Raw genomic sequence first — 26,802 nt, forward strand, 5'->3', positions numbered from 1 at the left:
AATCGCTAATGCAAGGCGATGTGATTCGACGCACGGATGAAATAGAATTAATTCTTCAAGAGTACTATCCACACCACAAGGGCAGGGTAGATTATCGTTATTTTATGGTGCTCACCCAGACATGCGACTTGGTCCCGAGGTCTGGGGGCGATTCAGGAAACATTTGCAAGGCCCGTTATATCTCTCTTGCGGCTGTACGTCCTTTTTCGATTGTATTTAAGCGTGAAATTGCCAAATTCCAACACGATCCAATGGATGAACGGCACGGTATATGCGATGAAAAAAATCGAGGTAGAATTCGAAATTTTATTGAACGCATACTAAACAACAACGAACCAGAGTATTTCTATCTACACGAAGAGCCTGCGGCAGGTCTGTCTGAGCCCCATTGCGCTTTTTTAGCATTATCAATACCAGTTAAAAGTCTCCCTCATTATGACAAATTGCTGAAAGCCAAAATTCTCCAACTTGATGACAGTTTTCAACATAAGTTAGGCTGGTTGACAGGGAATTTGTTCTCAAGAATTGGAACAGCTGACTGGGTTCCTGAAGTTTGCACAAAAGAAAAATTTGATGAACACCTCGAAGAGCTGCTGAATGAGTACTGCCTTTGGGTGAATCCAGCCCATCAGAAACAATTAAGAGAAGCTCTTGCCCAACAAGATAGTAACTCGGTTACCACTGATCAAATTGCTATGATTTATGACGATATCAAGCGAACTGCTCCCTCAAAAAAGCAACAATTGTTAGATAAGATTACAGACATTATGCGCTCTGAAGGTATCGACGATGCAACACGGAAAAGAATTAGCATTCTTATTCGTTCAGACCAGGACATTCCTAATTGGGTTAAAAAATAATTTATATAGATCAATATCCGTTTATGCAGGCGCCTTAAAACACCTCTGAATGTGGACATCGGCAGCCCTGCGACCTGCAAAACCTTCAAAGCAAGGTTTTGGTCGCTGCGAAGAATCTCCAGCCCATCCCGATCACTACACTCTGTGGTCGTTTGATTATGCCACCTCTTTGAATGACTTAGAACTTTGGCTCGCATGCGAAAATCCGGAACGACCGGAAGCAGACGCACCAAAAAACTTCCGTCAACCAATCAGTCAAAATCGAAAAAGCGGTGGATGGTTTAATTCCTATATTGATTTTGGTTCATCCGCAAACAACGTTTTTTTATGGTTGACAGCATCTTGACTCGACTGCTGATCCAATGCTTTTCCTAACTCCTGGAGAAGGACCTGGGCACGCAGGGGCCGGCCGAGTAGCCAAGGGCTGCGGAGAACGACTTTCCTTGACGTATCTCTTCCATCCCTCTATCCCTGTTCCCAAAGCCTTGATGCACAGGGATGCAGAGGATGAAGGGGATCACAGCAGCGGCTTCCGGTTCCAGGCATTCTCTGCTCCCTTCATGCCTCGGCCATCCTCCGCGTTCACAGGCTTTTCGCCGGTCCTACCCCACGCCCGACTGCTCCCGCTAGGATGGCCCCACCCCTCCGGAGGCCCTGCCATAAAGAACACCGGCATCCTTCTGTTGTGGCTAGGCCATGGCCACAAGGATCTCCATGCTCCAGGACACCCCCTCCTTCCTCGCCTACTGGCGCAACGCCCGGTCCCGCACGATGCGGGTGCTGGAGGCGCTGAGGCCCGAGGACCTGGAGTGGGCGCCGGCGCCCGGGGCCTTCACCTTCGGCGACCTGTTCCGCCACCTGGCGGGGCTGGAGCGCTTCATGTACGCGGAGAACGTGCAGGGCCGCCCCAGCGCCTACCCGGGCCACGGGGTTGAACTCTCAGGGGGGCTGGCCGCGGGCCTGGACGGCGTGCGGGCCTACCTGGACGTCTGCCACGCCGAGTCCCTGGCCATCTTCGGCACCCTCACGGACGCGGACCTGCTGGCCCCCTGCGTGAACCCGGCCGGGGCTTCCATGGCCACATGGAAGTGGCTCCGCGCCATGGCCGAGCACGAGGCCCACCACCGCGGCCAGCTCTACCTCATGGCTAGCCTCCGCGGCCGCCCCGTCGCCCCCCTCTTCGGCCTCACCGAAGCCCAGCTCGCCGCTGCATCCACACCCGTGGAAGGCAAGAACAGAACACCGATAAAGGCTGATAAACACTGATCAAGACAAAAAACTGAATGAACCGGTGATGAACGGTGATCGGACCCATTCCATCACCGTTCATCACCGTTCATCACTGGTTCCCTTGTCTTTCTGGCCCGGCCATCACTGGCCAAGCGCTCACCCCGCGAACCGCACGCCCGTGAGCCGCTCGCTCAGGGTCCACAGGCGCTCGGCGGCGTCGGGGTCGATGGCGTGGGGGCGGACGCCGACGGTGCCGGGGGCGCCGGGCGGCAGGATGGGCGCCACGTCGCAGTCCTGGCAGTAGACGCCGCCCCGGCCCGCGAGCTGGGGGCTGGTGGCGCACCAGACGCTGGTGGCGGCGCCCTGCTGAGCGTTCTTGAAGTCGCCGCCCTCGGCCACGGAGCGGCCCGCGGGCACGGTGCCGGGGCCGTCCGCCGCCGTCAGCCCGAAGGCCTGCCGGTCCTCGTCCGTCATGTGCTGGCCCAGGTCCGTGAGGATCACGCCGGGATGCACGGCGAAGGCGCGGACGCCGCGAGCCTCCCCGCGCCGGTCGAGGCCCACGGCGAAGAGCACGTTGGCGCTCTTGGCCTGGCCGTAGGCCTGCCACTTGTCGTAGGGCCGGCGCTCGAAGTGCGGATCGTCGAAGTCCACCCCGGCCCGCTGGTGGCCCCGGGAGGAGAGCACCACCACCCGCGCGCCTCCGGCCATGGACCCGGCGGCCAGCAGCGCCGGCCAGAGCCGCGCCGTGAGCTGGAAGTGGCCCAGGTGGTTCGCGGCGAACTGGGCCTCATAGCCCCGGGCGTCCCGCGTGAGGGGCGTGGCCATGATGCCGGCGTTGTTGATGAGCATGGCCAGGGGCCGCTCCGTGCTCAGGAATTCCACCGCGAAGGCGTCGATCGAGGCCGGATCCAGCAGGTCCATGGGGGCCACCTCTACGCGGAGAAGGCCTGCCACCGCCGCGCGGGCCTTCTCCGCGTTCCGGGCCGGCACCACCACCGTGGCCCCGGCTTCCGCCAGGGCCCGGGTCGTCTCCAGCCCCAGCCCCGCGGAGCCGCCCGTCACCACGGCCACCCGGCCCGTGAGATCCAGCCCCCGCAGCACCTCGCGGGCCGTGGTGGCGGGACCGAAACCGGAAGGAAGGGGCGTCTGCGGGCTGGGCATGGTCGGCTCCTCGGACAGGCAGGATAGCGGCGTTCGCCCCGGTCCCTGAGCGAATCCGCAGGCCTCCGTGTCCGTGCCGCTTGTCCCCCCGTGCAAACCCGGCCGGCCACGGAGGACCACCGATGGAGAAGATCTTTTCGGTGATCGGCTTGCCTCCGCCTGGAATGACCGAACCGCGAAAGACGCGAATCGCCCTTCGGGCGCGCGAAAGGCGAACGATCCTGCTTCCGCCTCCACGCGCGGGGCGGGTCTGGCGGCCTTCAGAAGCCGGCATTCCCGCCCCGCGTGTGGCCAGCCGCGCTTAGCGCGACTGGGGGCCGAAGGCCCAGGCGGCCCATCCCCGCCGCGTTTCGCGCCCTTTCGCGTCTTTCGCGGTTCCTTGCTTTTCTGGTCGAGTCAGGCCGACATCCAGGTAATCGGCGACATCGGTGGCGAAAAAAGCCTTTGAGCCGCGGCCCGCCTACACGATGGCCATGAGCAGGCGCTGGAGCTGGTCCAGGTGCAGGAGGTCGTGGCCCGCGAGCATGGGCAGGAGCTGGCCCAGGGACTCGGGGCCGCGCTCGCTGTGCCGGCCGGCGCGCGCGAGATCATTCGACGTGAGGCTCCCCCAGAGGCGCAGGTTGTGTGGGCGCAGGGCGCGGAACTGCTCGACGAGCTCGCGGGGATCGCGTTCGTTGTAATGCTGCCCCACCACCCACAGGTCCTGGTCCATGACCTGCATGGGCGGGTTCTCCTCGCAGAGGATGAGCCGGGTGCGGTAGCCGTAGACCCACTCGCAGTCGCAGAGGTGGCCGATGACCTCGCAGGGTGTCCACTTCCCGGCGATGGGCCGGGTCTGCAGCCGCTTCCCGGCGTGGTCCCGGACCAGGCCCGCCAGCACGTCACCCGTCGAGCCGAGCACCGCGAGCGGATCCCGGTCCCCCAGGAACCCCAGGATTCTCGCCCGGTAGGCGGCGGTGGCGTCCTGCGGATCCGGGGTGGTCGCCATGGGGTCCTCCGTGCGGGTGGGGAGAGAGCCTACCCAGGAACGGGGACTCGCGAAAGGGGCCCCGCCTGCGACGCCTGCCCCTCGTCGGCCTCATCGAAGAACGGCGCGCCGGTGCATCCAAGCCGAAAGGCTGAATCAGCCGCCGATGGCCGCCGATTGAAAAGACCTTTTAGCCACCGATTTCGCTGATTTCAGTGATTCCCCGCGACCAGACAGCGTGGGCGGAGCCGGGGGGGGGGGGGGGGGGGGGCGCGGGGGGGGGGGGGCGGGCCGCGCCCCCCCCCCCCCCGCCCCCCCAACCCCCACACCCCCCACCGCCCCCCCCCTGGGCGCTTTTTGGCGGGGCTGACGGGGCTCGAACCCGCGACCTCCGGCGTGACAGGCCGGCACTCTAACCGACTGAGCTACAACCCCTTGCTTTTTCACCAGATGAATCTGGTGGGCGATGACGGGCTCGAACCGCCGACATGCTGCGTGTAAGGCAGCTGCTCTACCGACTGAGCTAATCGCCCGAATCGCCGAACCATGATGCTCACACAGGATGCAGGAAGGGTCAAGGCCAAAGGTCTGCGTTGAGGGTTTCCTCCAGATCTGGTAAGGTTTTCAGACTTCCGTGCCAGGGGTTCCCGGGGACCTTTCGCTGGTGTCGGTGTGACCCTGGCCGATCCCTTCGGCCGTGGCCTTGGGACGTTTCTGGAGGGTGGCCTGTGGCGCTGCTGGAACTGGCGAATCTGACGCTCCGATCACCGGAAGGGGACGGCCCCGTCGCGCGCATCCTGGCCCAGATGCCGGATCCCATGCGCCCGGACCTGCCGGCCATCCTGTTCGTGATCGTCCTGCTCGTGGTGCTCTACCTCTACCTCAAGGTGGTGTTCTTCAAGCCCATCACCCAGGTCATGGACGACCGGGAGCGGGACCTGAGCGCCGGCGGGGATGCCAAGGCCGAGGCCGCGGCGCAGCTGGAGGCCCGTCAGAAGGATTATCAGGGTCGCCTGAAGGATCTCCGTGCGCAGGCCTTCGAGCGCCGCAAGGCCCTGGCGGATGCCGCCGGCAAGGACAAGCAGCAGCTGCTTGACGAGGCCCGGGCCAAGGCCCTGGCCGAGCGTCAGGCCGCTGTAGCTTCCCTGAAGGCTCAGCAGGCCGAAGCCAAGCAGAACCTGCTGGCCCAGGTGGACGCCCTGTCCGAGACCATGGCCCAGACCCTCCTGAAGCAGGCCTGAGCATGAAGACCCTGAGCATGAAGACGCTGACCCGACTCTCTCTCGCCGCTGCCCTGGCGCTCAGCCCCCTCGGGCTGTCGGCCCAGGCCCACGACACCCACGAAGCTCCCGTTGCCGAGAAGCACGAAACCCCGGCGGCCGGGCATGAAGCCCAGCCCGCGGAGGGCCACGCGCCAGAAGCCCACGGAGCCGAGGCCGCCGGCCACGAAGCTACAGGGCATGAAGCGCATGGCGGCGCCCACCACGGCCCGGCCATGAAGCTCTTCGGCAAGGCCTACGGCAACCTGGGCGCCTTCCTCGTCCAGCTGCTGAACTTCGCCATCTACGCCGCGGCCCTCTTCTTCCTGCTGAAGGGCGCCCTGTCCGCCATGTTCAAGTCCCGCAAGGAGGAGCTGGAAACGATGCTCGCCCAGGCGGAGAAGGACAAGGCCGAGGGCGAGGCCCAGATGAAGGAGATGGAGGCCAAGATGGCCGGGCTTGAAGGCGAGCTGGCAGGCATCCTGGCCAAGGCCGAGACCGACGCCGAGGCCGAGAAGCAGCGCGTGCTGGAGGCCGCGAAAGCCGAGGCCGCCCAGATCCTGGCCCAGGCCCAGGCGGAGATCGGCTTCCAGAAGCGGCAGGCCGAGCAGGAGCTGCGGGCCCTCGTGGCCGAGCTGGCCGTCGAAGGCGCCGCCAAGCGCCTGGAGGCCAAGCTGGCGGGCCCTGACGCCGCCAAGGCCATCGACCGCGCCATTCAGCAGATCGGCCAGCAGACCGGGGGTATCCAGTGAGCAACCGCCTGACCGCCCGGCGCTACGCCAAGGCCCTCCTCCAGATCGGCGACAAGCAGGGCAACGTGCCCCAGCTCCAGCAGGAGCTGGACACCGTGGCCGCCACCGTGGCCGCCAATGCCGACCTCACCCGCCTGGTGGCGTCGCCCCTGGTGCTGCCCACCAGGAAGGCCGAGGTCTTCGAGGCCATCCTCGCCAGCGCCAAGGTGAGCCAGACCCTCCGCCACTTCTTCCGGGTGGTGACCGAGGCCGGCCGCCTGAACCTGCTCGCGGACATCCACCGCACCTTTGCGGAGCTGGTGGACGAGCGGGCCGGCATCGTCGAGGCCCGCGTGTCCAGCGCCCAGGCCCTGAGCGAGGCCCAGTCCAAGGCCCTCGTCGCGTCGCTGGCCGCCCGCACGGGCAAGACCATCCGCCTCTCCTGGCAGCAGGATTCGGCCCTTCTCGGCGGCCTGAAGGTCCAGGTGGGCTCCACGGTCCTGGACGCCTCGCTCCAGGGCCAGCTCCGCCAGCTCAAGACGCAGCTCCTTTCGGCTTAATCCCCTTCGCTTTCACTCGCAGGTTTTGGAGGACTTCATGGACATCCGCGCGGAAGAGATCTCCCGCATCATCCGCAGCCAGATCGAAGGCTTCGACGCCCAGGTGGACGTGGCCGAAGTCGGCACCGTCATCAGCGTGGGCGACGGCATCGCCCGCGCCTACGGCCTCGAGAAGGCCATGGCCGGCGAGCTGCTGGAGCTGCCCCACGGCGTGATGGGCCTCGCCTTCAACCTGGAGGAGGACAACGTCGGCATCATCCTGCTGGGCGATGCCGCCGCCATCAAGGAAGGCGACACCGTCAAGCGTACCGCCAAGATCATGTCCGTGCCCGTGGGCCCCGCCTTCGTGGGCCGGGTCATCGACGCCCTGGGCAACCCCATCGATGGCAAGGGCCCCATCCAGGCGGCCTCCACCAACCCCATCGAGCGCATCGCCCCTGGCATCGTGGACCGCAAGAGCGTTCACGAGCCCATGCAGACGGGCCTCAAGGCCATCGACAGCCTGATCCCCATCGGCCGCGGCCAGCGCGAGCTGATCATCGGCGACCGCCAGACCGGCAAGACCGCCGTAGCTGTGGACACGATCATCAACCAGCGCGACACCGGCGTGATCTGCATCTACGTCGCCATCGGCCAGAAGCGCTCCACCATCGCCCAGGTGGTGAAGACCCTGGAAGAGTACGACGCCATGAAGCACACCATCGTGGTGGCCGCCTCCGCCTCCGAGGCCGCCCCGCTGCTCTTCCTGGCCCCCATGACCGGCGCGGCCCTGGGCGAGTACTTCATGTGGCACGGCAAGGACGGCAAGCCCGCGGGCAAGGACAACCCCGGCGGCCACGTGCTCTGCATCTACGACGACCTCTCCAAGCAGGCCGCGGCCTACCGCGAAATCTCCCTGCTGGTGCGCCGCCCTCCCGGACGCGAGGCCTACCCCGGCGACGTGTTCTATCTCCACTCCCGCCTGCTGGAGCGCGCCTGCAAGCTCAGCGACGAGCGCGGCGCGGGTTCGCTCACCGCCCTGCCGGTCATCGAGACCCAGGCCGGCGACGTGTCCGCCTACATCCCGACCAACGTCATCTCCATCACCGACGGTCAGATCTTCCTCGAGAGCGACCTCTTCAACGCGGGTGTCCGTCCCGCTGTGAACGTGGGCATCTCTGTGAGCCGCGTGGGCGGTTCCGCCCAGGTGAAGGCCATGAAGTCCGTGGCCGGCACCATCAAGCTCGATCTCGCCCAGTACCGCGAGCTGGCGGCCTTCGCCCAGTTCGGCTCCGACCTGGACAAGGCCACCCTGGCCCAGCTCAACCGCGGCCAGCGGCTCGTGGAGATCCTGAAGCAGGGCCAGTACCAGCCCATGTCCGTGGAGAAGCAGGTCGTCAGCATCTGGGCCGCTACCAACGGCTACGTGGATGACCTGCCGGTGCCCCAGGTGCGCCGGTTCGAGAGCGAGTTCATGGCTTACCTCGACGTGAACGCCCCGGAGCTGCTCCGCGGCATCCGCGACACCAAGGTGCTGAGCGACGACGCCAAGGCCCAGCTCAAGACCCAGGTGGCGACCTTCAAGGAGACCTTCCTGGCCTCCCTGAACCAGGCCGCGGGAGCCTAGTCCGATGGCCGGTCTCCAGGACATTCGCCGCCGCATCCGGTCGGTGAAGAACACCCAACAGGTCACCAAGGCCATGAGCTTGCCTTACCGACCCCTTTCGGATTGGAGTAACTAGCCATGGCCGGCCTCCAAGACATCCGACGCCGTATTCGGTCAGTCAAGAACACCCAGCAGGTCACCAAGGCCATGAAGATGATTTCCGCGGTGAAGCTGCGGAAGTCCCAGGAACGCCTGGTGGCCCTGCGCCCCTACGCCGGGAAGATGATGGACGTCGTCCACCGCGTCGTGGGCCGCATCAAGGGTGATTCCGAGATCCAGCCGGGTCCCGCCGCCCAGGCTTTCCTGACTCCCCGCGAGGAGAAGCGCATCCGCGTGGTCCTCGTGGCCTCGGACAAGGGGCTCTGCGGCGGCTTCAACGCCAACGTGCTCAAGGCCGCCACCGCCTTCGCGACGGAAACCCAGGCTGAGATCGTGCATCTGGACGTGGTCGGCAAGCGCGCGGCCGAGTGGGCGCGCAAGCGCAAGCTGACCGCCACCGGGGAATACCTGAACATCCCCCTCGCGGGCTTCCAGCGTGTGGTGACGGAGATCTCCGAAGGCGCCGCCGCCCAGTACCATGCGGGGGAGATCGACGCGCTCTACGTCATCTACAACTACTTCAACAGCCCTGTGGCGCAGACGCCCACGGTCTTCAAGGTCTTCCCCATGGAGCTGGACCGGCGCACCGAGAGCCGCGAGGCCGCCGAGGTGCCCCACCTGCTCGAGCCTGATCCCAACGCGGTGCTGGAGACCCTGCTGCCCCGCTTCGTGGAGACCGAGCTGCTGCGCAACCTCCTGGAGAGCAGCGCCTCCGAGCACGGCGCCCGCATGGCGGCCATGGACAAGGCCAGCAACAACGCCGGCGAGATGATCGCCAAGCTGACGCTGACCATGAACAAGATCCGCCAGGCCAGCATCACCAACCAGATCATCGAGATCGTGTCGGGCGCCAATGCTTGAAACCGCGAAAATCGCGAAAAATCGCGAAATGTGCGGATCCCACTTCTTCGTCTTTTCTTTTCTGTTTCGCGTGATTTAGCGTCTTTCGCGGTTCCTACTCTTTCGAGGTTCCCATGTCCAACCAACTTCAAGGCCGCGTGATCGCCATCGTCGGTCCCGCCGTGGACGTCGAGTTCGACGCCCACCTGCCCGAGATCATGAACGCCCTGCACACCGAGATCGCCGGCGTCACGGTGACGCTGGAGGTGCAGCAGCACCTCGGCGAGAACCGCGTGCGCTGCGTCTCCATGCAGCCCACGGAAGGCATGATTCGCGGCCAGATCGTGACCGACACCGGCAAGGCCATCAACGTGCCCGTGGGTCCTGAGACCCTGGGCCGCATCATCAACGTGGTGGGCGACCCCGTGGACGAGCGCGGCCCCATCGGCCACAAGATGACCCTGCCCATCCACCGCGAAGCCCCCAAGTACGAAGACCTGAACACCTCCTCCGAGATGTTCGAAACGGGCATCAAGGTCATCGACCTGCTGGAGCCCTACGCGAAGGGCGGCAAGACGGGCCTCTTCGGCGGCGCCGGCGTGGGCAAGACCGTGCTCATCATGGAGCTCATCAACAACATCGCCAAGGGCCACGGCGGCTACTCGGTGTTCGCCGGCGTGGGCGAGCGCACCCGCGAGGGCAACGACCTCTGGCACGAGATGATGGATTCCGGCGTCATCAACAAGGACGACATCTCGAAGAGCAAGGTGGCGCTCATCTACGGTCAGATGACCGAACCCCCCGGAGCCCGTGCCCGCGTGGCGCTGACCGGCCTCACCGTCGCCGAGTACTTCCGCGACGTGGAAGGCAAGGACGTGCTGCTCTTCGTGGACAACATCTTCCGCTTCACCCAGGCCGGCGCCGAAGTGTCCGCGCTGCTGGGCCGCATGCCCTCCGCCGTGGGCTACCAGCCCACGCTGGCCACGGAGATGGGCGAGCTCCAGGAGCGCATCACCTCCACGAAGAAGGGCTCCATCACCTCGGTGCAGGCCGTCTACGTGCCCGCGGACGACTACACGGATCCCGCGCCCGCCACCACCTTCGCCCACCTGGACGCCACCACGAACCTGAGCCGTGAGATCGCGGCCCTGGGCATCTACCCCGCCGTGGACCCGCTCGCCTCCACCAGCCGCCTGCTGGATCCCCGCATCCTGGGCGAGGCCCACTACAACACCGCCATGCGCGTGAAGGCCATCCTCCAGAAGTACAAGGAACTGCAGGACATCATCGCCATCCTGGGCATGGACGAGCTCTCCGACGACGACAAGCTCGTCGTGGCCCGCGCCCGCAAGATCCAGCGCTTCCTCAGCCAGCCCTTCCACGTGGCCGAGCAGTTCACGGGCATGCAGGGCAAGTACGTGAAGCTGGAGGACAGCATCAAGGGCTTCAGCGAGATCTGCGACGGCAAGTGGGACCACCTGCCCGAGCAGGCCTTCTACCTCGTCGGCACCATCGAGGAAGCCGTTGAGAAGGCTGAGAAATTGGCGGCGGTTTAACCACCCAGCCAGGTTGAAAAGTCATGGAACGGTACGCCGAGGCATCCACCTTTGATGTCTCGGCAATCCGCGAAGCGGATTCCGAGAAGATGGCCACGGATCCCGAGAGGCAATCATGTCCCAATCCATCAAGCTTGAAGTCGTGACCCCGGAACGTCCCGTCTTTTCGGCCGACGTGGCGGAGGTTCAGTTCCCCACCGCGGCCCGCGGCTACTACGGCATCCTGCCGGGCCACACACCCCTGATGACCGCGGTGGGCGACGGCCTGCTCTACTACGTGCAGGATGGCCAAAAGCACTGGCTGACGGTGTTCGGGGGCTTCGCGGAAGTGGGCCCCGATCGCGTCACCATCCTGGCCCGCGAGAGCGAGACCGTGGACATGATCGACCTCGAGCGCGTCGAAGCAGACCGCCAGCACGCCCTGAAGCTCCTCAAGGAGGCCCAGACCGAGCATGACCTGGCCTCCGCCCAGGCCGCTCTCGACGCCAGCCTCATCCGCCTCCAGGCCGCGGGGCACCCGGCCGGCCACGGATTCTGATCAGTTCATCTCCCGCCGACGTCTTCCACCCGTCCTCATGGACCCGCTGCCCCGGGCCGATGAGGGCGGGTGAAGTCTTCCTGTCGGAGCTGTCTTGCCGGACCTTCCGCCCGTCCTCGATCCCCGTCCCCTCCGGGACCTCCTGGAGATGGGGGCGGAGCCGGGTCTGGTGACGGAGCTGATCGGGCTGCTGGAGGCGGATGTCCCCGCGCGGATGGCCGTCCTGCGGCAGGCCCTGGCGCGCGAGGACGGCGATGCCGCGATACCGGAGGCCCACCAGCTGAAGGGGGCCCTGGGGACCATGGGGCTCCGGCGCTTCGCCGACCTGGGCCACCGGATGGAGGAGCACCTCCGCGCCGGCGAGTGGGAGGCCGCGCGCCACCTCCTGGAGGCGTTTCCCGCCGCCTATGAGGAAGCTCTGGCCGCGATCCGGGCGGCCTTTCCGGAGGCCTGACCGTCCCCTACCAGACCAGCCGTTCGTCCTGTGCCAGCAGGCTGACCCGGCGGTCGCCCAGGGCCTGCAGCTGGGGCAGCATGGTGGCCTTGTCGCCGGGGGTGAGGTGGTAGATCCTCACGGGCACGTCCCGGGTGAGCTTCCGGAGCTCGGTTCCGAGCATGGCGGGGGTCAGATGCTTGGAGGCCTCGGCGAGGCCGGCCTGCTCGTTGGGGAAGCTGGCTTCCGTGATGACCAGGCGCAGGTTGGGTGTGGCGTTGGCTTCCGCCCAGATGCGGTCCGTTCCCGCGGTGTCGCTGGTGAAGATGAAGGCGTCCTTCCCGTCGTCGACCTTGTAGCCGACGCAGGGAACCAGGTGGTTCACGCGGATGGGCGTGATGGCCAGGCCGCAGACGCGGTAGGTGTGCTCGGGCTCGATCTCCGTGTAGCGGATGGTGGGGTCGTTGGGGCTGGGGATCACGCTGAAGTCGGGCCACAGCTCGTCGTTGAAGAGGTGGCGCCGCAGCACGTCGAGGGTCTCGGGCAGGGCGTGGATCTCCACGGCCTCGTGGGTGTGCCCGAAGATGTTCTTGGTGAAGAAGGGCAGGGTGCAGATGTGGTCCAGGTGCGAGTGGCTGAGGAACACATGCTGGATGGCCACCTGCTCGGCCACCGTGAGGGCCGCGGTCAGCGAGCCGGCATCGATGGCCACGCACCCGTTGACGAGCAGGCCCGTGAGGCGCTCGCCCTCGACCTCTCCGCCGCTGCAGCCCAGGACCCTGAGTTCCATCGTCCCTCGGTGTAAGTGGACTCATCATACGAAAAAGGGACGCCGGAGGCGCCCCTTTTTCGTCGCGGAGGCCGACCCTAGAAGCGGATGCCGCCGTAGATGCCGATCTGCACCTGGGGAGCCAGCGCCTCGTTCAAGTCCTTGTAGGTGGCCGTGGTGTCCTTCTTGGTGAGGGGCGCGGCCACTTCCAGCGTGAAGAAGGGGCTGACGATGGGGGTCGGGATGCTGAAGCCCACGTTCACGCGGGCCCAAGGGCGGCCCAGGGTGCTGTCCGTGCTGGCACCGGCGGTGGGGCGGAAGGTGAGGCTCTCGGACCGGTATTCCACGCCAGCGCCCACGTTCACCAAGAGCTTCCAGTTCACCATGGCGCCCACGGCCCAGTACTGGTTCTCCAGCTCGCCGTACTTGGTGCCGCCGTAGGTCAGATCGCCGGTGGTCTTGTTGTGCCAGGTGGCGTTCAGCTGGAGGGCGGCCACTTTCAGGTCCACGATGTCGAAGCCGCCGCGGATGGCGAAGCCCGTGGGACTCACGGCGTCGTACTTCTGGCCCGTGCCGAAGGAAGCGGCCTGGGCCTTGCCCACCTGCTTGTCCAGCAGCACGCCGACCTCGCCGGCGGAGGCCGGAAGGGCGGTCATGGCGGCGAGCGCCGCGAGTGAAAGCAGTTGCCTGCGCATAGGGTCCCCCAATCCGGCAGATATGGCATCATCGGGCCTTCGGTGGCTGTGGTCAACCTCCGCTGGTCCCGGCATCTTGTTAACCTCTGGTCATGCGGGCCCACCTTCGCTTCCTGATCCTGGACGGCTTCGACCCCGATACGGGCGAGCTCGCCCTGCGGGTGGCCTTCCAGTCCGGGCCGGAGCCCGGCATGGACCTGATCCGCCTGCACCTGCACCTGGGAAGGGCCGGCAACGCGCTGGACCCCCTGAGCCGCCAGCTCCGGACGCACGTGCAGATGCCGGTGCCGCCCCTCTGGGAACATGGCCTCAAGACCGTCATCCACGCCATCGAGGAGGAGCTGCCCGGCCCCGAGGGACGAAACCCCCTGCGCTACCTGTGGGTCAGGACCCAGCTGCTCCATCCGGCCGAGGCGGCGCGTTCCACGCCGAACCATCCCGTGGCCCGCCAGGTGGAGATCCTGCGGGACTGGGCGAACCGCCTGGACCAGGAGGGCCAGGCCCTCCGGGCCGCCGAAGTGCTGGATCGCCTGCTGCTCCTCGCGCCCAAGGATGTCGCCAGTCTCGCCTACCTGACCACCTTCTTCCGCGACCAGGGCATGGCCGAGGAGATGGCGGCCGTGGCCGAGCGGTGGGTCAAGGCCGAGCCCGGCCGCCTGGAGGGGCAGCTGCGCCTGGGTGAGGCGCAGCTGCGCCTGGGGCACGCGCGGGAGGCCCGAGCGGCCTTCGAGGCCGTCCTGAAGACCCAGCCGGTCCACCTGCTGGGCCACCTCGGCATGGCCCAGGCCCTGGGGATGCTGGGGGGCAATCCGTTCCCGCACCTGGACGCGGCCCAGGAGCTGGATCCCGCCGCCACGGCTTCGGTGCTGCGGGAGACCTTCGACTACCGGCTGCTGGAGCCCCCGGCCGGGGACCGGGTCCATCCCCTGGACGCGCTGCCGGCCCTCCTCGGCGTCTCTGGCGCCGAGATCCAGGACTTCCTCCAGTTCCTGGGGCTGCCCCTCACGGGGCCCGAGGGCGCCGTGCGCGAATCGGAACTGGCCCGGTGGGCGGGCGTGATGAACCGCTACGCCCTGCTGCCTGGGGGGCTCAACTGGGCGGCCCCCACCCCTCGGCGCCTGCCGGATCTGGTGTAGGAGCTGTCGGCTATCGGCTATCGGCTATCAGTGATCAGTGACGGACCGGTGACGGCCGACCGCTAGGATGGATGTTTCGACTCTGGAGGCTTCATGGCCGTCGTGTTGAGCACCGATCTCCCCTTTCCCGTCTTCCGCCGGGGCAAGGTCCGGGATGTGTATGACCTCGGCAAGCAGCTGCTCATCGTGGCCACGGATCGCATCAGCGCCTTCGACTGCGTGATGCCCGAGGGCATCCCGGACAAGGGGCGCATCCTCACGGCGGTGGCGGCCTACTGGTTCGAGGCCACCGAGGACCTGGTGCCCAACCACTTCCGCGGCAATCCCGCCTGGCCGGCGGCCCTGGAACCCTACCGCGAGGCCCTGGCCGGCCGCGCCGTGGTGGTGGAGAAGACGCGGCCCATGCCCGTGGAGTGCGTGGTACGCGGCTACCTGGCGGGCAGCGGCTGGAAGGAATACCAGAGCGGCCAGTCCGTGTGCGGCGTGCCGCTGCCGGCGGGCCTGCGTCTGGCGGATCGCCTGCCCGAACCCATCTTCACGCCCGCCACCAAGGAGGAGGAAGGGCACGACGAGAACATCAGCTTCGAGCGCATGGCGGAGATCGTGGGCGCGGACCTTGCGGCGCGGCTGCGGGACCTGAGCCTGGCCCTCTACCAGCGCGGCGCGGAGCTGGCGGCCCAGCGGGGAATCCTCCTGGCGGATACGAAATTCGAGTTCGGCCTGAGCGATGCCGGCGAGCTGATCCTCATTGACGAAGCCCTCACGCCGGACAGCAGCCGTTACTGGCTGGCGGACAGCTGGGCGCCGGGGAAGAACCCGCCTAGCCTGGACAAGCAGTTCCTCCGCGACTACCTGGAGACGCTTCCGGGCTGGAACAAGCAGCCGCCGGCGCCGCACCTGCCGGAGGCCGTCATCGAAGGGATCCGGGCCCGGTACCTGGATCTGGCCGGACGGTTCGGCGTGCAGGTCTGATCAGGGGCCGACGGGGCCGGCGAGGACCCCGGTCCGGATGCGGGCCGGGTCCAGCCACCGGCGGAGCCCCTGGTTCAGGGCCTCCACCGTGAGCGCATTCACGCGCGCGGGAGAGACCGACCGTCCCCGCGCGTCGGCCAGGGCCTCGGCCACCTGGGCTTCCGGGTGGAGGGTGATGAGGGCGCGGCTTTCGGACCAGGCGGCCTGGGCGCGGCGGAGGTCCGTCTCGGTGAAGCCGCGCTGACGGATGGCCTGGAGGCGCTCCAGCATCGAGGTCTCGGCGCTGGCCGCGGATCCGGAGGGATCCGACTCCAGCTCGCCTACCAGGTCCAGACCCTCCAATCGGAGCTGCGCGGGAGCCAGGGCCGGGTCTCCAGGAAGAAGCAGGGCGAGAAGCGCCGCTGATTCCGGGTCCAGGTCCTCCGGCTGGGCCGCCACCGCCATGGCCATGAGGGCGGGTCGAGGATTCCGGACCAGGATCCGGGGAGCCTGCGGGGCCGCGGGAGCGGGGGCTGAAGCGGCTGCGGGCGCTGGTGCGGCGGCGGCCTGGGCGGGGACCTGGGTGGCGGCCTCGGTGGCGGCCGGAACCGGCGGCGGCGCCTGGACCACCCAGGTGCCGAAGCTGAGGAGCACGAGGCGCTTGGCCTGTTCCAGGCCGAGGTCGCCCTGGAGGATCAGCACCGCCCGATCGGGCCTCAGCGCGCGAGCGTAGAAGGCCAGCAGGTCCGGGTGGTTGATGGCGGACAGGTGCTCGAGGGTGGGAGCCTGGAGGGTCCAGTCCGGTTCCAGCAGCAGGCGCAGCTTGGCCCGGGGCGCGGCCTCCAGGCGCTCCGTCTCGCGCCAGCTGGCGAGGCGGTCGGTCTCGAGCGTGAGGGAGGTGGCCACCGAGCGGAAGGCGCGATCCGCCAGCAGGCCGAGCGCCAGATCCTGATCCCGGCTCCGGGCCAGAAGGCTCCAGGAGAGGCCGTCCGTCCGGAGGGCGGGGACCAGCTCGATGCCGGCCCCGGCGAGGAGCTGCTCGAACTCGTCGACGCTGAAGGCGCCGGCGTCCGAATGCCCCAGGACACGCAGGGCCAGGGCCGCCAAGCCCGGGTGGACCGTCTCCAGGTCGCGGCTCAGGAGCACGTTCAGGCGGGCCCGGATCAGGGGGCGCTCGTGATCCTCCAGGAGGACCACCCGCATCCCGTTGGGCAGGCTGAAGGTCTGCGGCCGGATCGAGATCTGGGCCCGCCCCGGGAGGGTGAGGAGGATCGCAGCCAGCGCCGCCAGGGGTTTCATCGCTTCTCCGGGGTGAGCTGGGCTTCCAGGAGCTTGAGGGTCCGGCGGCGCTCGTCGAGGCTGAGCATCCGGAGCTGGCGGAGTCCCTCCGAGACCAGGTGCTCCCGCTGGGCCAGGTCCTCGATGCGGGTGGCCGCGAGGGCCTTCAGCACCCGCGCCGTCTCTGCTTCCAGGGGATCCTGGCTCTCGTCCGTGCCCGACTGCAGCCAGAGGGTCGTCCGGTGGCTCGGGTTCAGCCAGGTCCGGGTGGCCAGCTGGACCATCTCCGGCCCCAGGTTCCGCAGGCGCTGGACCTCCTGTTCCGCCTGCCGCCAGTCCCCGGCCTCCGCCCAGGCGCGCGCCAGGGTCGAGGCGAGGGCTCCGGGCTCATCCTGGATGCGGAGCTGCTCCACGTCGATCTGGGTCAGGGCACGCTGCCACTCGTCCGTGGGGATGGGCTCCTGCTGGAGCCGCAGGATCTCCGTGTGCAGGGCGCCTTCGAGTTCCGCGAGGCTGTGGCCTTCCGACGGCACGGCGCGGACCACCAGCAGGCCGGGCAGACGGCCCCCGGGAACATCCATCCACACTTCGGCGGACTGGGCCACGGCCTTCTGGCGCACCAGCCGCTGGGCCAGGCGGCCCGAGGGGCCCTCCAGGAGGCGGGCGGCCATGCGCAGGGCCAGGTGGTCCCGGTGGGGGCGCGCCGGGATGCGCCAGCCCACCAGCAGGGCGGGCGCCCCGCCCAGGCTGGCCTGGATGCGCCGGTCGCCGAGGTCCGCGGGGATCTCCGGCAGGAGGGAGTCCTCCGTCGAGGCACTGGCCGCGCCGACGGGCAGGGCCCCGAAGGTCCGCTCCACGAGGGGCAGGGCCGCGTCCATGCCGAGGCCGCCCACCAGCACCACCGTGAGCTGGTCCGGCCGGCAGGCGCGGCGGGCCCAGGCCTGGAGGTCCGAGCGGCGCATGGCCTCCAGGGCGGGAAGGTGGTCCGCCAGGTCGCGGCCGTACGGGTGGCCGGGCAGGGCGGCGCCCTGGATCATCGGCAGGCCCTGGGGGCCGCGGGACCGCAGCTCCGCCGCCAGGGCGGCGCGGGCTTCGGAGAACCGGCTGAGTTGGAGGATGGTCAGCCGCTGGGCCTCGGTGCGGCACCAGAACTCGAAGTCCGAGGCGGGCAGTTCGGCCTGGACCAGCAGGGCGTCGGCCCCGGCCGTGGCCGTCTGGCGTCCGCCGCGGGCCGCGTAGAGGTCCGCCAGGGGCGAGGTGGAGTAGCGGGCTCGCACGGCCTGGTGCAGGGTCCAGAGATTGGCTCCCAGGGCCTGAGCCTGGTTCGCAGCCTCGGGCGCCTTCCGCTGGCGGAGCCGCTCCAGCCGCAAAGCCTCCAGCAGGCCCTCCTCCTCCTTGAGCAGGGCATCGAGCGAGCCGTTCCCCTTGGCCGGGTCCAGATCCTCGGGCCAGGTGGCGCCATAGAGAGCCCGGGCCAGCAGGTCGGTGGCGCCGGCCAGCGGCGGGGGTTCCTCCGCCCGGCCGCCCCGGAAGACCAGGGCGGCGTGGAAGGCGGTCACGGCCCGCCGCTCCACCACCAGGAGTCGGACGCCGTTCGCCAGGCGCCGCTCCTGCACGTCCTCCGTGCGGGAGTCGAGGAGGGGCGCCTGGGCGCTCAGGCCAAGGACGGCAAGAAGGGGCAGGACCAGGCGTCGCATGGTCCGTAGGGTACTACTTCACCCGGATGCTGCCGTTGGTGGTTTCGAGCCGGATCTGCTGCGTTCGGCCGGGCACCTTCACATGGGCGCTGTGCTTGGTGATCTCGACGATCTGCGCGCCGGGGACCTTGACGTCCATGGAGCCGTTGCTGTTCTCGGCCATCAGCTCGCCCGTGGCCTTGCCCAGCTCCACCTCGATGCTGCCGTTGGTGGATTCCAGGTAGATGCCCTCGCCCCAGCCGTCCAGGTTCCGGGCCCGGACGCTGCCGTTGGTGGTTTCCAGGCGGATGCCGCCGGCCACGTCCTCGAGGACGATGCGTCCGTTGGTGGTGCCGCCCTTGATCCGGGCCGCCAGGTTCCGGGCCTCGATGGGGCCGTTGGTGGTGTCCGCCTGGACCTCGCCCCGGACGTCCGCGACCAGGATGGCGCCGTTGGTGGCCTCGCAGCGGGCGTAGCCCTCGAGGTGCTCCACGGCCACGGTGCCGTTGGTGGTGCGGAAATAGCCCAGGACCCGACGGGGCACCTGGAGCGTCATCTCGCAGCGGGGGCTGATGTAGACGCCGAAGCTCCAGGAGGGCTGCTGGAACATCGCCTCGATGTCCAGGTCCGACCCCTTGTGCTGGAGCACCAGTTCCACCCGGCGCTTCTCGCTGTCGCGGATCTGGGCGGTGAGGGCGACCTCCTCCTTGTCCCAGCCGGTCACCCGGATGCCGCCGTTGCGGTTCTTCACCCAGAGCTTCGACCCGTAGGCGAGCTTCTCCGTTCGCTGCTCCGTGCGCGAGCCGGAAGGCACGTCCACCCCGACCATCGGAGCCGGGGGCGCCGGCGGGGGAGGCGGTGGCGGCAGAGGGGGAGCCTGGGCCAGCAGGGCGCTCCCGACCAGGAACAGGGGGATCCAACGGCTGGAGACGGTCATGGCGGCTTCCGTGGAGGAAAGAACCAGGGCGGGCCTGGATGTGAAGTTCACGGTAATGCCTCGGGGGCGTTTAGTCACCAGGGCTTGTCCCGGTCCCGGCCGGGGCGGCCGGACCTCAGCTTTTCCTGGGGGCGGGCCCCAGCGTGGACCCCTCGACGATCTTCACCGGGACCACCACGTGCCGGATGGCGTCGCGCTCGATGGCCCCGAGGGCCAGTGCGACGGCTTCGTGGGCGATGGCGGGGATGTCCTGGGCCACGGAGGCGAGCCCGGGGTAGAGGTCCACCAGGCCGTCAAAGCCCAGCACGGAGACCTGTTCGGGGACGGCCACGGACAGGTCGGCCAGGGCGCCGAGGGCCCCCACGGCCATCTCGTCCGTCGCGCAAAAGATGCCCGTCGGGCGGTGGCCCTGCTGCCAGGCGTCCCGCATGAGCCGGTAGCCGCCCAGCACCGAGCCCCCGCCCCGCAGGATGACGGGGGCCAGGGACTGGCCGCCGTGCTCGGCCAGGGCGGCGGTGAAGCCGGCCGCGCGGTCCACGGCCCACTGGTGCTCATCGGCCACCGTGAGGTGCAGCAGGTCGCGGTGGCCCAGCGCGAGGAGGCGCATGGCGGCGAGGCGGCCGCCGCCGATGTCGTCGGGCGCCACGCAGGACACGCCCGGGTGGTGGCCGATGAGCGCGCCCGGGACCCCGCGCCGCCAGAGGGTCGCCAGCCGCTGGTCGATGTCGGTGCAATGGAACATCAGCACCGCGTCCAGCCGCCGCCGCACGGGGGTGATGTCCACCGGAAGCTCGATGAACTGGGTGGCGTGCATCTGCATCTCCCGTAGCAGGGCGCGCCAGATGACGCTGAAGTAGGGCGACAGCCGGTTCTCGCCAGCGCCCACCCAGATGCCGAGGGTGTGCTTGCTGCGCCGCGACAGCTCCCTGGCCACGGGGTCCGGCTCGTAGCCGAGCTTCTTCATCACGGCGAGGACCGTTTCCCGCGTTTCGGCGGCCACGGTGGGCTTGCCGTTGATGACGCGGCTCACCGTGCCCGTGGAAACACCGGCCTGGCGGGCGATCTCACCGATGGTGATCTTCATGGGGGCCGCCGGGAAAGGAGCTCGGGAGAAGGGAAGGGACCACCCATGAATAGCGTTCGGTCATCCGGGCGTCAATCCAGGCAGTCCAGGGCGCGGGCCGCGCCGTAGAGGCTCAGGTCGTAGTCCCGGGTGATGAAGACCGGCGTTTCCCGGGTGAGGACGTCGATGTGCGGGCGGTAGTTCCGCTCGAACCGGGCCATGAAACGGCCGCCCTCCAGGAATCGCTCGGAGTTCTTGGCGGCGATGCCCCCGGCGAGGAAGAGCCCCCCCGTGGGCAGGAACGCGGCGCAGAGCTCGGCGCAGACCCGGGCGTAGAGGTCCACGAACATCGCCATGGCGCGGGCACAGGCCGGATCCCAGCCAGCACGGGCGGAGATGGCGGCGGGCTGGTCCGCGGCGGGAAGGTCCAGGAGGGCAGTGGTTCCAGCCGCCCCCTGCGCGCGGCCCGAGTCGAGGAGGAAGCGGAGGATGCGGGCCAGGCCCTGTCCGGAGACGGCCAGCTCGGCGCCCGGCGGGCCAGTCAGGCCGTCAGCCAGGTGCCTCCAGAGGGCCAGGGAGTCCTCGTCGAACACCGGCAGGCCGATGTGCCCCCCTTCGCTGGGGTAGGCCCGCGCGCCCTGGGGCGTGCGCACGATGAAGCCCGCGCCGAGGCCCGTGCCGGCGCCCACCACCAGGGCGAGGCCCTTGGGATCTGCCTTGGGGAGGCTGCCGTCGCCGTGGGGAAGGGGGAGGACCTGGCGGCCGTCCGAGAGGTCCAGCTCGAGCACGCCGCAGGACAGGGCGGTGAAGTCGTTGATCAGGCGGATCGGGATGCCCAGCGCCTGCTCCAGCTCGGCGCCGTCCATGTCCCAGGGGGCGTTGGTGAGGCGGATGCGGCGATCGAGGACCGGGCCGGCCCCGGACAGGCAGGCCCGGACCGGCCGGTCAGCCGGAGCAGAGGCGAGGAACCGCCGGATCGGCCCCAGGATGGACGGCTCATCCTGGGTGCTGAAGCGTTCCTTCCGGTGGAGGCGGTAGCCGGATTCGCCGGGCGCCAGCAGGGCCAGGCTGAGGTTGGTGCCGCCCACGTCCGCCACCAGGATGAGGTTGTCAACGGTTGCATCCACTGGATATCACCTCAGCAGGTCCCGAAAGCGGGGCAGTACCGCCCCTTCAGGCCATGACGGCCGGCCAGGATCAGATTGTTCCCTCCGGAGCGAGGCGTCCACTGGATCCCACGACCCGCTCCCGACGGATCAGGATGACCCCCGGCTGGGCCTCGGCGACTGAAAGCAGCCTGAATGCTGCATCGCATGCGAATCGTCAAAAAGTTCCCCCTCCCCTGAATTCCTTTCTTGACACGCCCATGACACCAGTCGACCATACCTGCGACTTCCTTGTAACCGTTTACACACCCCTCGACGCCACACCCCTGTCCCCATCCATGTTTCCTGCAGATACCCAGGATTGATCCACCGCGAATATCGATTTGTAACCGGTTACATTCGATTTTCCCACTTCCCGCCTTCGTCCTCACTCCAAAAGGAACTCAGACCATGCCCGTCCGGGATACCGTCACCCACCCGATCCCAGGCACCGAATGGTGGCGCGGGGCGGCGGTCTACCAGATCTACCCCCGGAGCTTCCAGGACACGAACGGGGATGGCATCGGCGACCTTCCGGGCATCACCGCCCACCTGGCCCATGTGGCCGGCCTGGGGGTGGACGCCATCTGGATCTCGCCCTTCTTCACCTCGCCCATGAAGGACTTCGGCTACGACGTGTCGAACTACCGGGGCGTGGATCCCACCTTCGGCACGCTGGCGGACTTCGACCGGCTGGTGGCCGAGGCGCACCGCCTGGGCCTGAAGGTGCTCATCGACCAGGTGCTGTCCCACTCCTCCGACCAGCACGCCTGGTTCAAGGAGAGCCGCGCCAGCCGGACCAATCCCAAGGCGGACTGGTACGTCTGGGCCGAGGCCAAGGCGGACGGCACGCCGCCCAACAACTGGCAGTCGGTCTTCGGCGGCTCCGCCTGGACCTGGGAGCCGCGGCGACGGCAGTACTACCTCCACAACTTCCTGGAGTCCCAACCGGACCTCAACTTCCACCATGAGCCCGTGCAGGCCCAGATGCTCGAGGAGGTTCGCTTCTGGATGGAGCGCGGCGTGGATGGTTTCCGCTTCGACGCCTGCAACTTCCACTTCCACGACCAGCGGCTGCGGAACAACCCGGCGGCCCGGCCCGGATCCGTGGAGCTCACCTCCGTCCAGGAGGGCAACCCCTACGGGCGGCAGATCCACCGCTACGACAAGACCCAGCCCGAGAACCTGGGGTTCCTCAAGCGCCTCCGGACGCTGCTGGACCAGTACGGCGCCATGAGCGTGGGCGAGATCGGCGACGAAAGCGCCCTCGCCACTATGGCCGAGTACACGGCGGACGGCGACAAGCTGCACATGGCCTACGGATTCAGCCTCTTCACGGACGAGTTCAGCGCCGGGCGCATCCGGTCCGTGGTGGAGGAGTTCGAGCGCCATGTCCGTCGCGGCGGCGGGTGGGGCTGCTGGTCGCTTTCCAACCACGACAGCGTCCGGGTGGTCACCCGCTGGGGCAAGGGCGTGGATGATCCCGCCTTCCCGAAGCTGCTGCTGGCGGTGCTGGGCTCCCTGCGGGGAAGCTTCTGCATCTACCAGGGCGAGGAGCTGGGCCTGCCCGAGGCCGAGGTGCCCTTCGACCGCCTCATCGACCCGTACGGCATCACCTTCTGGCCGGACTTCAAGGGTCGGGACGGCTGTCGCACCCCCATGCCATGGACCAGCGAGGCGCCGCGGGGCGGATTCTCGACGGTGGAACCCTGGCTGCCCATGTTCCCGGATCACCTGCGCCGCTCCGTGGCGGCCCAGGCCTCCGATCCCGATTCGGTGCTGGGCTTCTACCGGCGCTTCCTCGCCTGGCGGAAAGGTTTCGAATCCCTCCGGCGCGGGACCATCCGGTTCCAGCGCACTGTCGAGCCCCTTCTGGCCTTCCGCCGCGAGGCCGGCGATGAGCACATCCTGGCGGCCTTCAACCTGAGCCCCAACCCCATCAGCCACACGGTTCCCCGTTCCGTCCAGCCCCTCGACGGGCCTGGCCTCCCGGCCTGCCGCCTTGAAGGCCGGACCCTCCACCTTCCCCCTTGGGGAGGGTTCTTCGGCCGCATGGCCTGATCCCATGCGCCGGCCCTCCCTCCGCAAGCTTCCCACCCAACCCGCCGCCCCCGCGGCTTCTCCCACTGGAGGCAAGACCATGAAGTCTCTCTCCCTCATCAAGGCCGCGCTGCCCCTGGCGCTGGCCTGCGGACCGCTCCTCGCGCAGGACGTGGTCGAAATCCACGGCTACACCCGCATGGGCGTCGGCCGCTCGTCGAACGGCGGCGAGCAGGTGTCGTTCTTCATGGCCAACACCGGCGGCGCCCCCACCAACGGCCCCGGCTACCGCCTCGGCAACGAGACCGACAACTACCTCGAGCTGGCCGTGGACGTGAAGGCCTATGAGAAGGGCAACACCACCTTCAAGCTGCACTTCCGCCCGACCTTCCGCCAGTTCTACCAGGTGCGCGACGCGTCGGCCGACGCGGGTGGCAACGTGGACAACAGCAAGGTCGCCAACCCCAACCAGATGGTCTACCTCCGTGAGACCTGGGGCGAGGCCACCGGCATCTTCGGCAACAGCGGCCCCTTCAAGGACGCCTCCCTGTGGGCCGGCCGGCGCTTCTACATGCGCCAGGACCTCCACATCCGCGACCAGTGGTACTGGAACAACAGCGGCGACGGCGTGGGCATCGAGAACATCGACTTCGGCGCCCTCAAGCTCCACTACGCCTACATCCAGCACGACACTGGCAACCTGGGCAGCGACTGGAACAACGGCGCCATCCTGGGCACCGTGAATCCCTACAGCCAGTGGGTGGGCGGCGGCGGCCACACGATCGTGGGCTCCCACGACTTGCGTGTGTCCGACATCAAGCTCTGGGAAGGCGGATCGCTGACCTTCGGCGTGCAGTACAACGACGCCCGCACGAAGACCGGCTACGAGAACGATGGCAACAAGAACAACGGCATCCAGTACAACCTGATCGTCAACCAGGCCGGCGTGCTCGGCGGCGACAACCGCGTCTACGCCACCTGGGGCAACGGCTCCACCTACTGGAACTGGTACAACCCCGACGTGAAGACCGAGAACAACTGGTGGCACGTCATGGACATCTTCTACATCAAGCCGGTGTCCAACCTCGAGATGCAGGGCGTGGTGCAGTACCGGAAGCAGAACGGCAAGGGCACCATGGAAGGCACCACGAACGCCTGGACTTCCGTCGGCGTGCGTCCCACCTACTTCTTCACCAAGCACTTCTCCGTGGCGTATGAAGTCGGCTTCGACAAGCTGAAGTTCGACAACGAGGATGAGGCTCGCAAGCTCCTCAAGAACACCATCGCGCTGCAGTGGAGCCCCCAGGCCTCCTTCTGGAGCCGCCCGGTGATCCGCCTCTTCGTCACCCGCGCGGACTGGAACAAGAACGCCAACAACTGGAACCTGATCGGAGAAGGCCAGTTCGGCAACTCCCTCCAGGGCCTGACGTTCGGCGCCCAGGTCGAGGCCTGGTGGTAATGGCTGGCTGACGAAACGGCCCGTCCTCCGGGACGGGCCGTTTCCTGGCTCCTGACGCAAAGGACCGGATGTGAAGATCCCCCGCCTGATGACGGCCACGGCCCTGCTCGCCTACCTCCTGGTGGGCGGGATGGCCTGCGTCGGCCCCAAATCGAGCGACGCCAGCCGCTACCCGGTGGACACCACCACCATCGCCCCCGGGCAGCAGCTGGAGAATGCCCCCGGCTGGTACCGGGACGCGGTGGTCTACCACGTCTGGGTGAAGGCCTTCGCCGACGGCGCCTACCAGGACGGCATCGGCGACCTGCCGGGCCTCCAGGGGAAGCTGGACTACCTCCAGTCCCTGGGCGTGAACACCCTGTGGCTCTCGCCGATCTTCGAGTGCGGCTACAAGGGCGACAACATGCACGGGTACGACACGACGGACTACTACGCCGTGAACGACCGCTTCGGCACCCGCGCGGACCTCAAGGCCCTCATCGAGGCCGTGCACGCGAAGGGGATGCGGATCCTCTTCGACTTCGTGCCGAACCACACCTCCACGAAGCACCCCTGGTTCACGAATGCCGCCACGCGGGACAGCTGGTACATCTGGAGCGCCGGCCAGCCCGCGGGCTGGGGCCTCCCCTGGGGCGGCGGAACGCCCCAGGACGTCTGGAAATCCGGCGCCTCGGGCTATTTCTACACCTCCTTCGCCACGGACACCCTGGCGGACCTGAACTTCTACAACCCCGCCGTCCAGGCGGAGATGCGGAAGGTCCAGGCCTACTGGCTGGACCGCGGCTTCGACGGGATGCGCGTGGACGCCGTCCGCTACCTCTGCGAGACCGGCCCCGGCCAGCAGGCGGACCAGCCGGACACCCACGCGCGCCTCCAGGCCTTCCGCGCGCTGCTGGACGAGTACGACAGCGGCGACCTCCATCCCCATCCGGGTGGCGACCCCACGAAGCACAGCAGCAAGGCCATGATCGCCGAGGCCTGGACCAACGATGCATCCGGCGTGGCCCCCTACTACGGCAATGGGACGAACGAGTTCCACCTGTGCCTGGACTTCAGCGCGCCCTGGGCGGTCTACAACACCATCAGCCGGGGGGACGCCACGCAGCTGACCTCCCTCTGGGAGTATGAGCAGCGCACCTACCCGGCAGGCTATCGCTCGGCCACCTTCGACTCGAACCACGACAACCTCATCTCGCGCCCCGGCACCCAGTACGGCGGCGACCGGAGGAGGATCATCCTGGCCGAGGCCCTGAACCTCCTGTCCCCCGGCACGCCCATCCTCTACTACGGCAACGAAGTGGGCATGACCGGCAAGGCGGGCTCGGACATCAACCTCCGCCAGCCCATGGACTGGGCGGCGGTGGCGGCCCAGACGGGCCAGCCCGACTCCATCCTGAGCTGGTGCACCTACCTCATCCAGGCCCGGAAGACCTACCCGGCCCTGCGCGGCGGCTACACCACCCTCTCCACCGACGTGGGCACCGGCAAGGCCCTGGCCTACCTCCGGGACGCGGGCACCGAGCGGGTGCTGGTGGTGGCCAACCTCACGGGCGCGGCCCAGACCGTCACCGTCTCCGGGTTGACGGCCCTCGGCGTGCCCGTCTCCGGTCCCGTGCAGGCCATCCTGGGCGACCTGAAGGGCGCCGGCGCCCTCAGCGGCGACACCTACACCGCCACCGGCCTGCCCTCCTTCGGGGTTCGCGTGCTCTACGTGGCCGGCACAGGCTTCCAGGGCACCCTCCACGGCGACCTGAACTGACCTTGCCTCCCGGGC

At 67.9% G+C, this 26,802-nt stretch carries 24 protein-coding genes and 2 tRNA genes; 15 read left to right on the top strand and 11 right to left on the bottom strand.

Annotated elements, in window-relative coordinates; genetic code table 11:
• Nucleotides 1–8 precede the first annotated feature (8 nt).
• Together MLG87_RS06340 and MLG87_RS06345 are read left to right on the top strand one after the other, a co-directional pair.
• On the top strand, nt 9–860 hold the full coding sequence (locus MLG87_RS06340) for a hypothetical protein (RefSeq protein ID WP_243294345.1): 852 nt from the start codon (nt 9–11) through the stop codon (nt 858–860).
• A 714-nt stretch (nt 861–1,574) separates the two neighbouring features.
• A complete protein-coding gene (locus tag MLG87_RS06345) occupies nt 1,575–2,126 on the top strand; it encodes a DinB family protein (RefSeq protein WP_243294346.1) in 552 nt (183 codons plus the stop codon).
• Nucleotides 2,127–2,246: 120 nt separating this feature from the next.
• Here MLG87_RS06345 and MLG87_RS06350 read toward each other — a convergent pair whose 3' ends face one another.
• The 4 genes from MLG87_RS06350 to MLG87_RS06365 form a co-directional block, all read right to left on the bottom strand.
• Nucleotides 2,247–3,251 carry an oxidoreductase gene (locus MLG87_RS06350; protein WP_243294347.1) on the bottom strand — a complete coding sequence of 335 codons (1,005 nt, stop codon included), beginning with the start codon at nt 3,249–3,251 and terminating at the stop codon, nt 2,247–2,249.
• 460 nt (nt 3,252–3,711) lie between these two features.
• Nucleotides 3,712–4,239 carry a DinB family protein gene (locus tag MLG87_RS06355; protein ID WP_243294348.1) on the bottom strand — a complete coding sequence of 176 codons (528 nt, stop codon included), beginning with the start codon at nt 4,237–4,239 and terminating at the stop codon, nt 3,712–3,714.
• 337 nt (nt 4,240–4,576) lie between these two features.
• Nucleotides 4,577–4,653: transfer RNA gene (locus tag MLG87_RS06360), tRNA-Asp, on the bottom strand.
• Between the two features lie 22 nt (nt 4,654–4,675).
• A tRNA-Val gene (locus MLG87_RS06365) sits at nt 4,676–4,751 on the bottom strand.
• Nucleotides 4,752–4,946: 195 nt separating this feature from the next.
• On the opposite strand from MLG87_RS06365, the gene MLG87_RS06370 reads away from it, so the two are divergent.
• The 8 genes from MLG87_RS06370 to MLG87_RS06405 all read left to right on the top strand — a co-directional run bounded on the left by MLG87_RS06370 (nt 4,947) and on the right by MLG87_RS06405 (nt 11,900).
• On the top strand, nt 4,947–5,459 hold the full coding sequence (locus MLG87_RS06370; RefSeq protein WP_243294349.1) for a F0F1 ATP synthase subunit B family protein: 513 nt from the start codon (nt 4,947–4,949) through the stop codon (nt 5,457–5,459).
• A gap of 2 nt (nt 5,460–5,461) precedes the next feature.
• A complete protein-coding gene (locus tag MLG87_RS06375; RefSeq protein WP_243294350.1) occupies nt 5,462–6,229 on the top strand; it encodes an ATP synthase F0 subunit B in 768 nt (255 codons plus the stop codon).
• Complete coding sequence (atpH, locus tag MLG87_RS06380; protein WP_243294351.1) at nt 6,226–6,768, top strand: ATP synthase F1 subunit delta; 543 nt, start codon at nt 6,226–6,228, stop codon at nt 6,766–6,768. The genes MLG87_RS06375 and atpH overlap by 4 nt, the downstream gene beginning before the upstream one ends.
• 37 nt (nt 6,769–6,805) lie before the next feature.
• Nucleotides 6,806–8,374: a F0F1 ATP synthase subunit alpha gene (atpA, locus tag MLG87_RS06385; RefSeq protein ID WP_243294352.1), complete on the top strand. Its 1,569-nt coding sequence runs from the start codon at nt 6,806–6,808 to the stop codon at nt 8,372–8,374.
• Between the two features lie 117 nt (nt 8,375–8,491).
• On the top strand, nt 8,492–9,373 hold the full coding sequence (gene atpG / locus MLG87_RS06390) for an ATP synthase F1 subunit gamma (RefSeq protein WP_243294353.1): 882 nt from the start codon (nt 8,492–8,494) through the stop codon (nt 9,371–9,373).
• A gap of 113 nt (nt 9,374–9,486) precedes the next feature.
• The gene (gene atpD / locus MLG87_RS06395) at nt 9,487–10,908 is read left to right on the top strand and encodes a F0F1 ATP synthase subunit beta (RefSeq protein ID WP_243294354.1); all 1,422 of its coding nucleotides are present in this window, start codon (nt 9,487–9,489) and stop codon (nt 10,906–10,908) included.
• Between the two features lie 115 nt (nt 10,909–11,023).
• Nucleotides 11,024–11,446 (top strand): ATP synthase F1 subunit epsilon, encoded by a 423-nt coding sequence (atpC, locus tag MLG87_RS06400; protein ID WP_243294355.1) that lies wholly within the window; start codon nt 11,024–11,026, stop codon nt 11,444–11,446.
• Nucleotides 11,447–11,540: 94 nt separating this feature from the next.
• The gene (locus MLG87_RS06405) at nt 11,541–11,900 is read left to right on the top strand and encodes an Hpt domain-containing protein (RefSeq protein WP_243294356.1); all 360 of its coding nucleotides are present in this window, start codon (nt 11,541–11,543) and stop codon (nt 11,898–11,900) included.
• 7 nt (nt 11,901–11,907) lie between these two features.
• On the opposite strand, the gene MLG87_RS06410 is transcribed toward MLG87_RS06405, so the two are convergent.
• Nucleotides 11,908–12,669 (bottom strand): MBL fold metallo-hydrolase, encoded by a 762-nt coding sequence (locus tag MLG87_RS06410; RefSeq protein WP_243294357.1) that lies wholly within the window; start codon nt 12,667–12,669, stop codon nt 11,908–11,910.
• Nucleotides 12,670–12,746: 77 nt separating this feature from the next.
• Complete coding sequence (locus tag MLG87_RS06415) at nt 12,747–13,343, bottom strand: hypothetical protein (RefSeq protein WP_243294358.1); 597 nt, start codon at nt 13,341–13,343, stop codon at nt 12,747–12,749.
• Nucleotides 13,344–13,435: 92 nt separating this feature from the next.
• Here MLG87_RS06415 and MLG87_RS06420 point away from each other — a divergent pair, with 92 nt between their 5' ends.
• Entirely contained in the window at nt 13,436–14,479 is a 1,044-nt protein-coding gene (locus MLG87_RS06420) for a tetratricopeptide repeat protein (protein ID WP_243294359.1), read from the top strand.
• A 93-nt stretch (nt 14,480–14,572) separates the two neighbouring features.
• On the top strand, nt 14,573–15,451 hold the full coding sequence (locus tag MLG87_RS06425; protein WP_243294360.1) for a phosphoribosylaminoimidazolesuccinocarboxamide synthase: 879 nt from the start codon (nt 14,573–14,575) through the stop codon (nt 15,449–15,451).
• Here MLG87_RS06425 and MLG87_RS16055 read toward each other — a convergent pair whose 3' ends face one another.
• The 5 genes from MLG87_RS16055 to MLG87_RS06450 all read right to left on the bottom strand — a co-directional run bounded on the left by MLG87_RS16055 (nt 15,452) and on the right by MLG87_RS06450 (nt 21,511).
• Nucleotides 15,452–16,729 (bottom strand): M16 family metallopeptidase, encoded by a 1,278-nt coding sequence (locus MLG87_RS16055; protein WP_279341073.1) that lies wholly within the window; start codon nt 16,727–16,729, stop codon nt 15,452–15,454.
• Nucleotides 16,726–18,405 (bottom strand): M16 family metallopeptidase, encoded by a 1,680-nt coding sequence (locus MLG87_RS06435; protein WP_243294361.1) that lies wholly within the window; start codon nt 18,403–18,405, stop codon nt 16,726–16,728. Before MLG87_RS06435 ends, MLG87_RS16055 begins: the two co-directional genes overlap by 4 nt.
• Before the next feature lie 13 nt (nt 18,406–18,418).
• Nucleotides 18,419–19,321 carry a DUF4097 family beta strand repeat-containing protein gene (locus tag MLG87_RS06440; protein WP_243294362.1) on the bottom strand — a complete coding sequence of 301 codons (903 nt, stop codon included), beginning with the start codon at nt 19,319–19,321 and terminating at the stop codon, nt 18,419–18,421.
• A gap of 115 nt (nt 19,322–19,436) precedes the next feature.
• The gene (locus tag MLG87_RS06445) at nt 19,437–20,405 is read right to left on the bottom strand and encodes a LacI family DNA-binding transcriptional regulator (protein WP_243294363.1); all 969 of its coding nucleotides are present in this window, start codon (nt 20,403–20,405) and stop codon (nt 19,437–19,439) included.
• A gap of 71 nt (nt 20,406–20,476) precedes the next feature.
• On the bottom strand, nt 20,477–21,511 hold the full coding sequence (locus MLG87_RS06450) for a glucokinase (protein WP_243294364.1): 1,035 nt from the start codon (nt 21,509–21,511) through the stop codon (nt 20,477–20,479).
• 429 nt (nt 21,512–21,940) lie between these two features.
• On the opposite strand from MLG87_RS06450, the gene MLG87_RS06455 reads away from it, so the two are divergent.
• From MLG87_RS06455 to MLG87_RS06465, 3 genes are all read left to right on the top strand, one after another.
• Nucleotides 21,941–23,590: an alpha-glucosidase gene (locus MLG87_RS06455; protein ID WP_243294365.1), complete on the top strand. Its 1,650-nt coding sequence runs from the start codon at nt 21,941–21,943 to the stop codon at nt 23,588–23,590.
• A 79-nt stretch (nt 23,591–23,669) separates the two neighbouring features.
• Entirely contained in the window at nt 23,670–25,028 is a 1,359-nt protein-coding gene (locus MLG87_RS06460; RefSeq protein ID WP_243294366.1) for a maltoporin, read from the top strand.
• Nucleotides 25,029–25,098: 70 nt separating this feature from the next.
• Nucleotides 25,099–26,787, top strand: a complete 1,689-nt coding sequence (locus tag MLG87_RS06465; RefSeq protein ID WP_243294367.1) for an alpha-amylase family glycosyl hydrolase — start codon at nt 25,099–25,101, stop codon at nt 26,785–26,787.
• Nucleotides 26,788–26,802: the final 15 nt, after the last annotated feature.

The sequence above is a fragment of the Geothrix mesophila genome (assembly GCF_022808835.1).
Classification (GTDB): domain Bacteria; phylum Acidobacteriota; class Holophagae; order Holophagales; family Holophagaceae; genus Geothrix; species Geothrix paludis.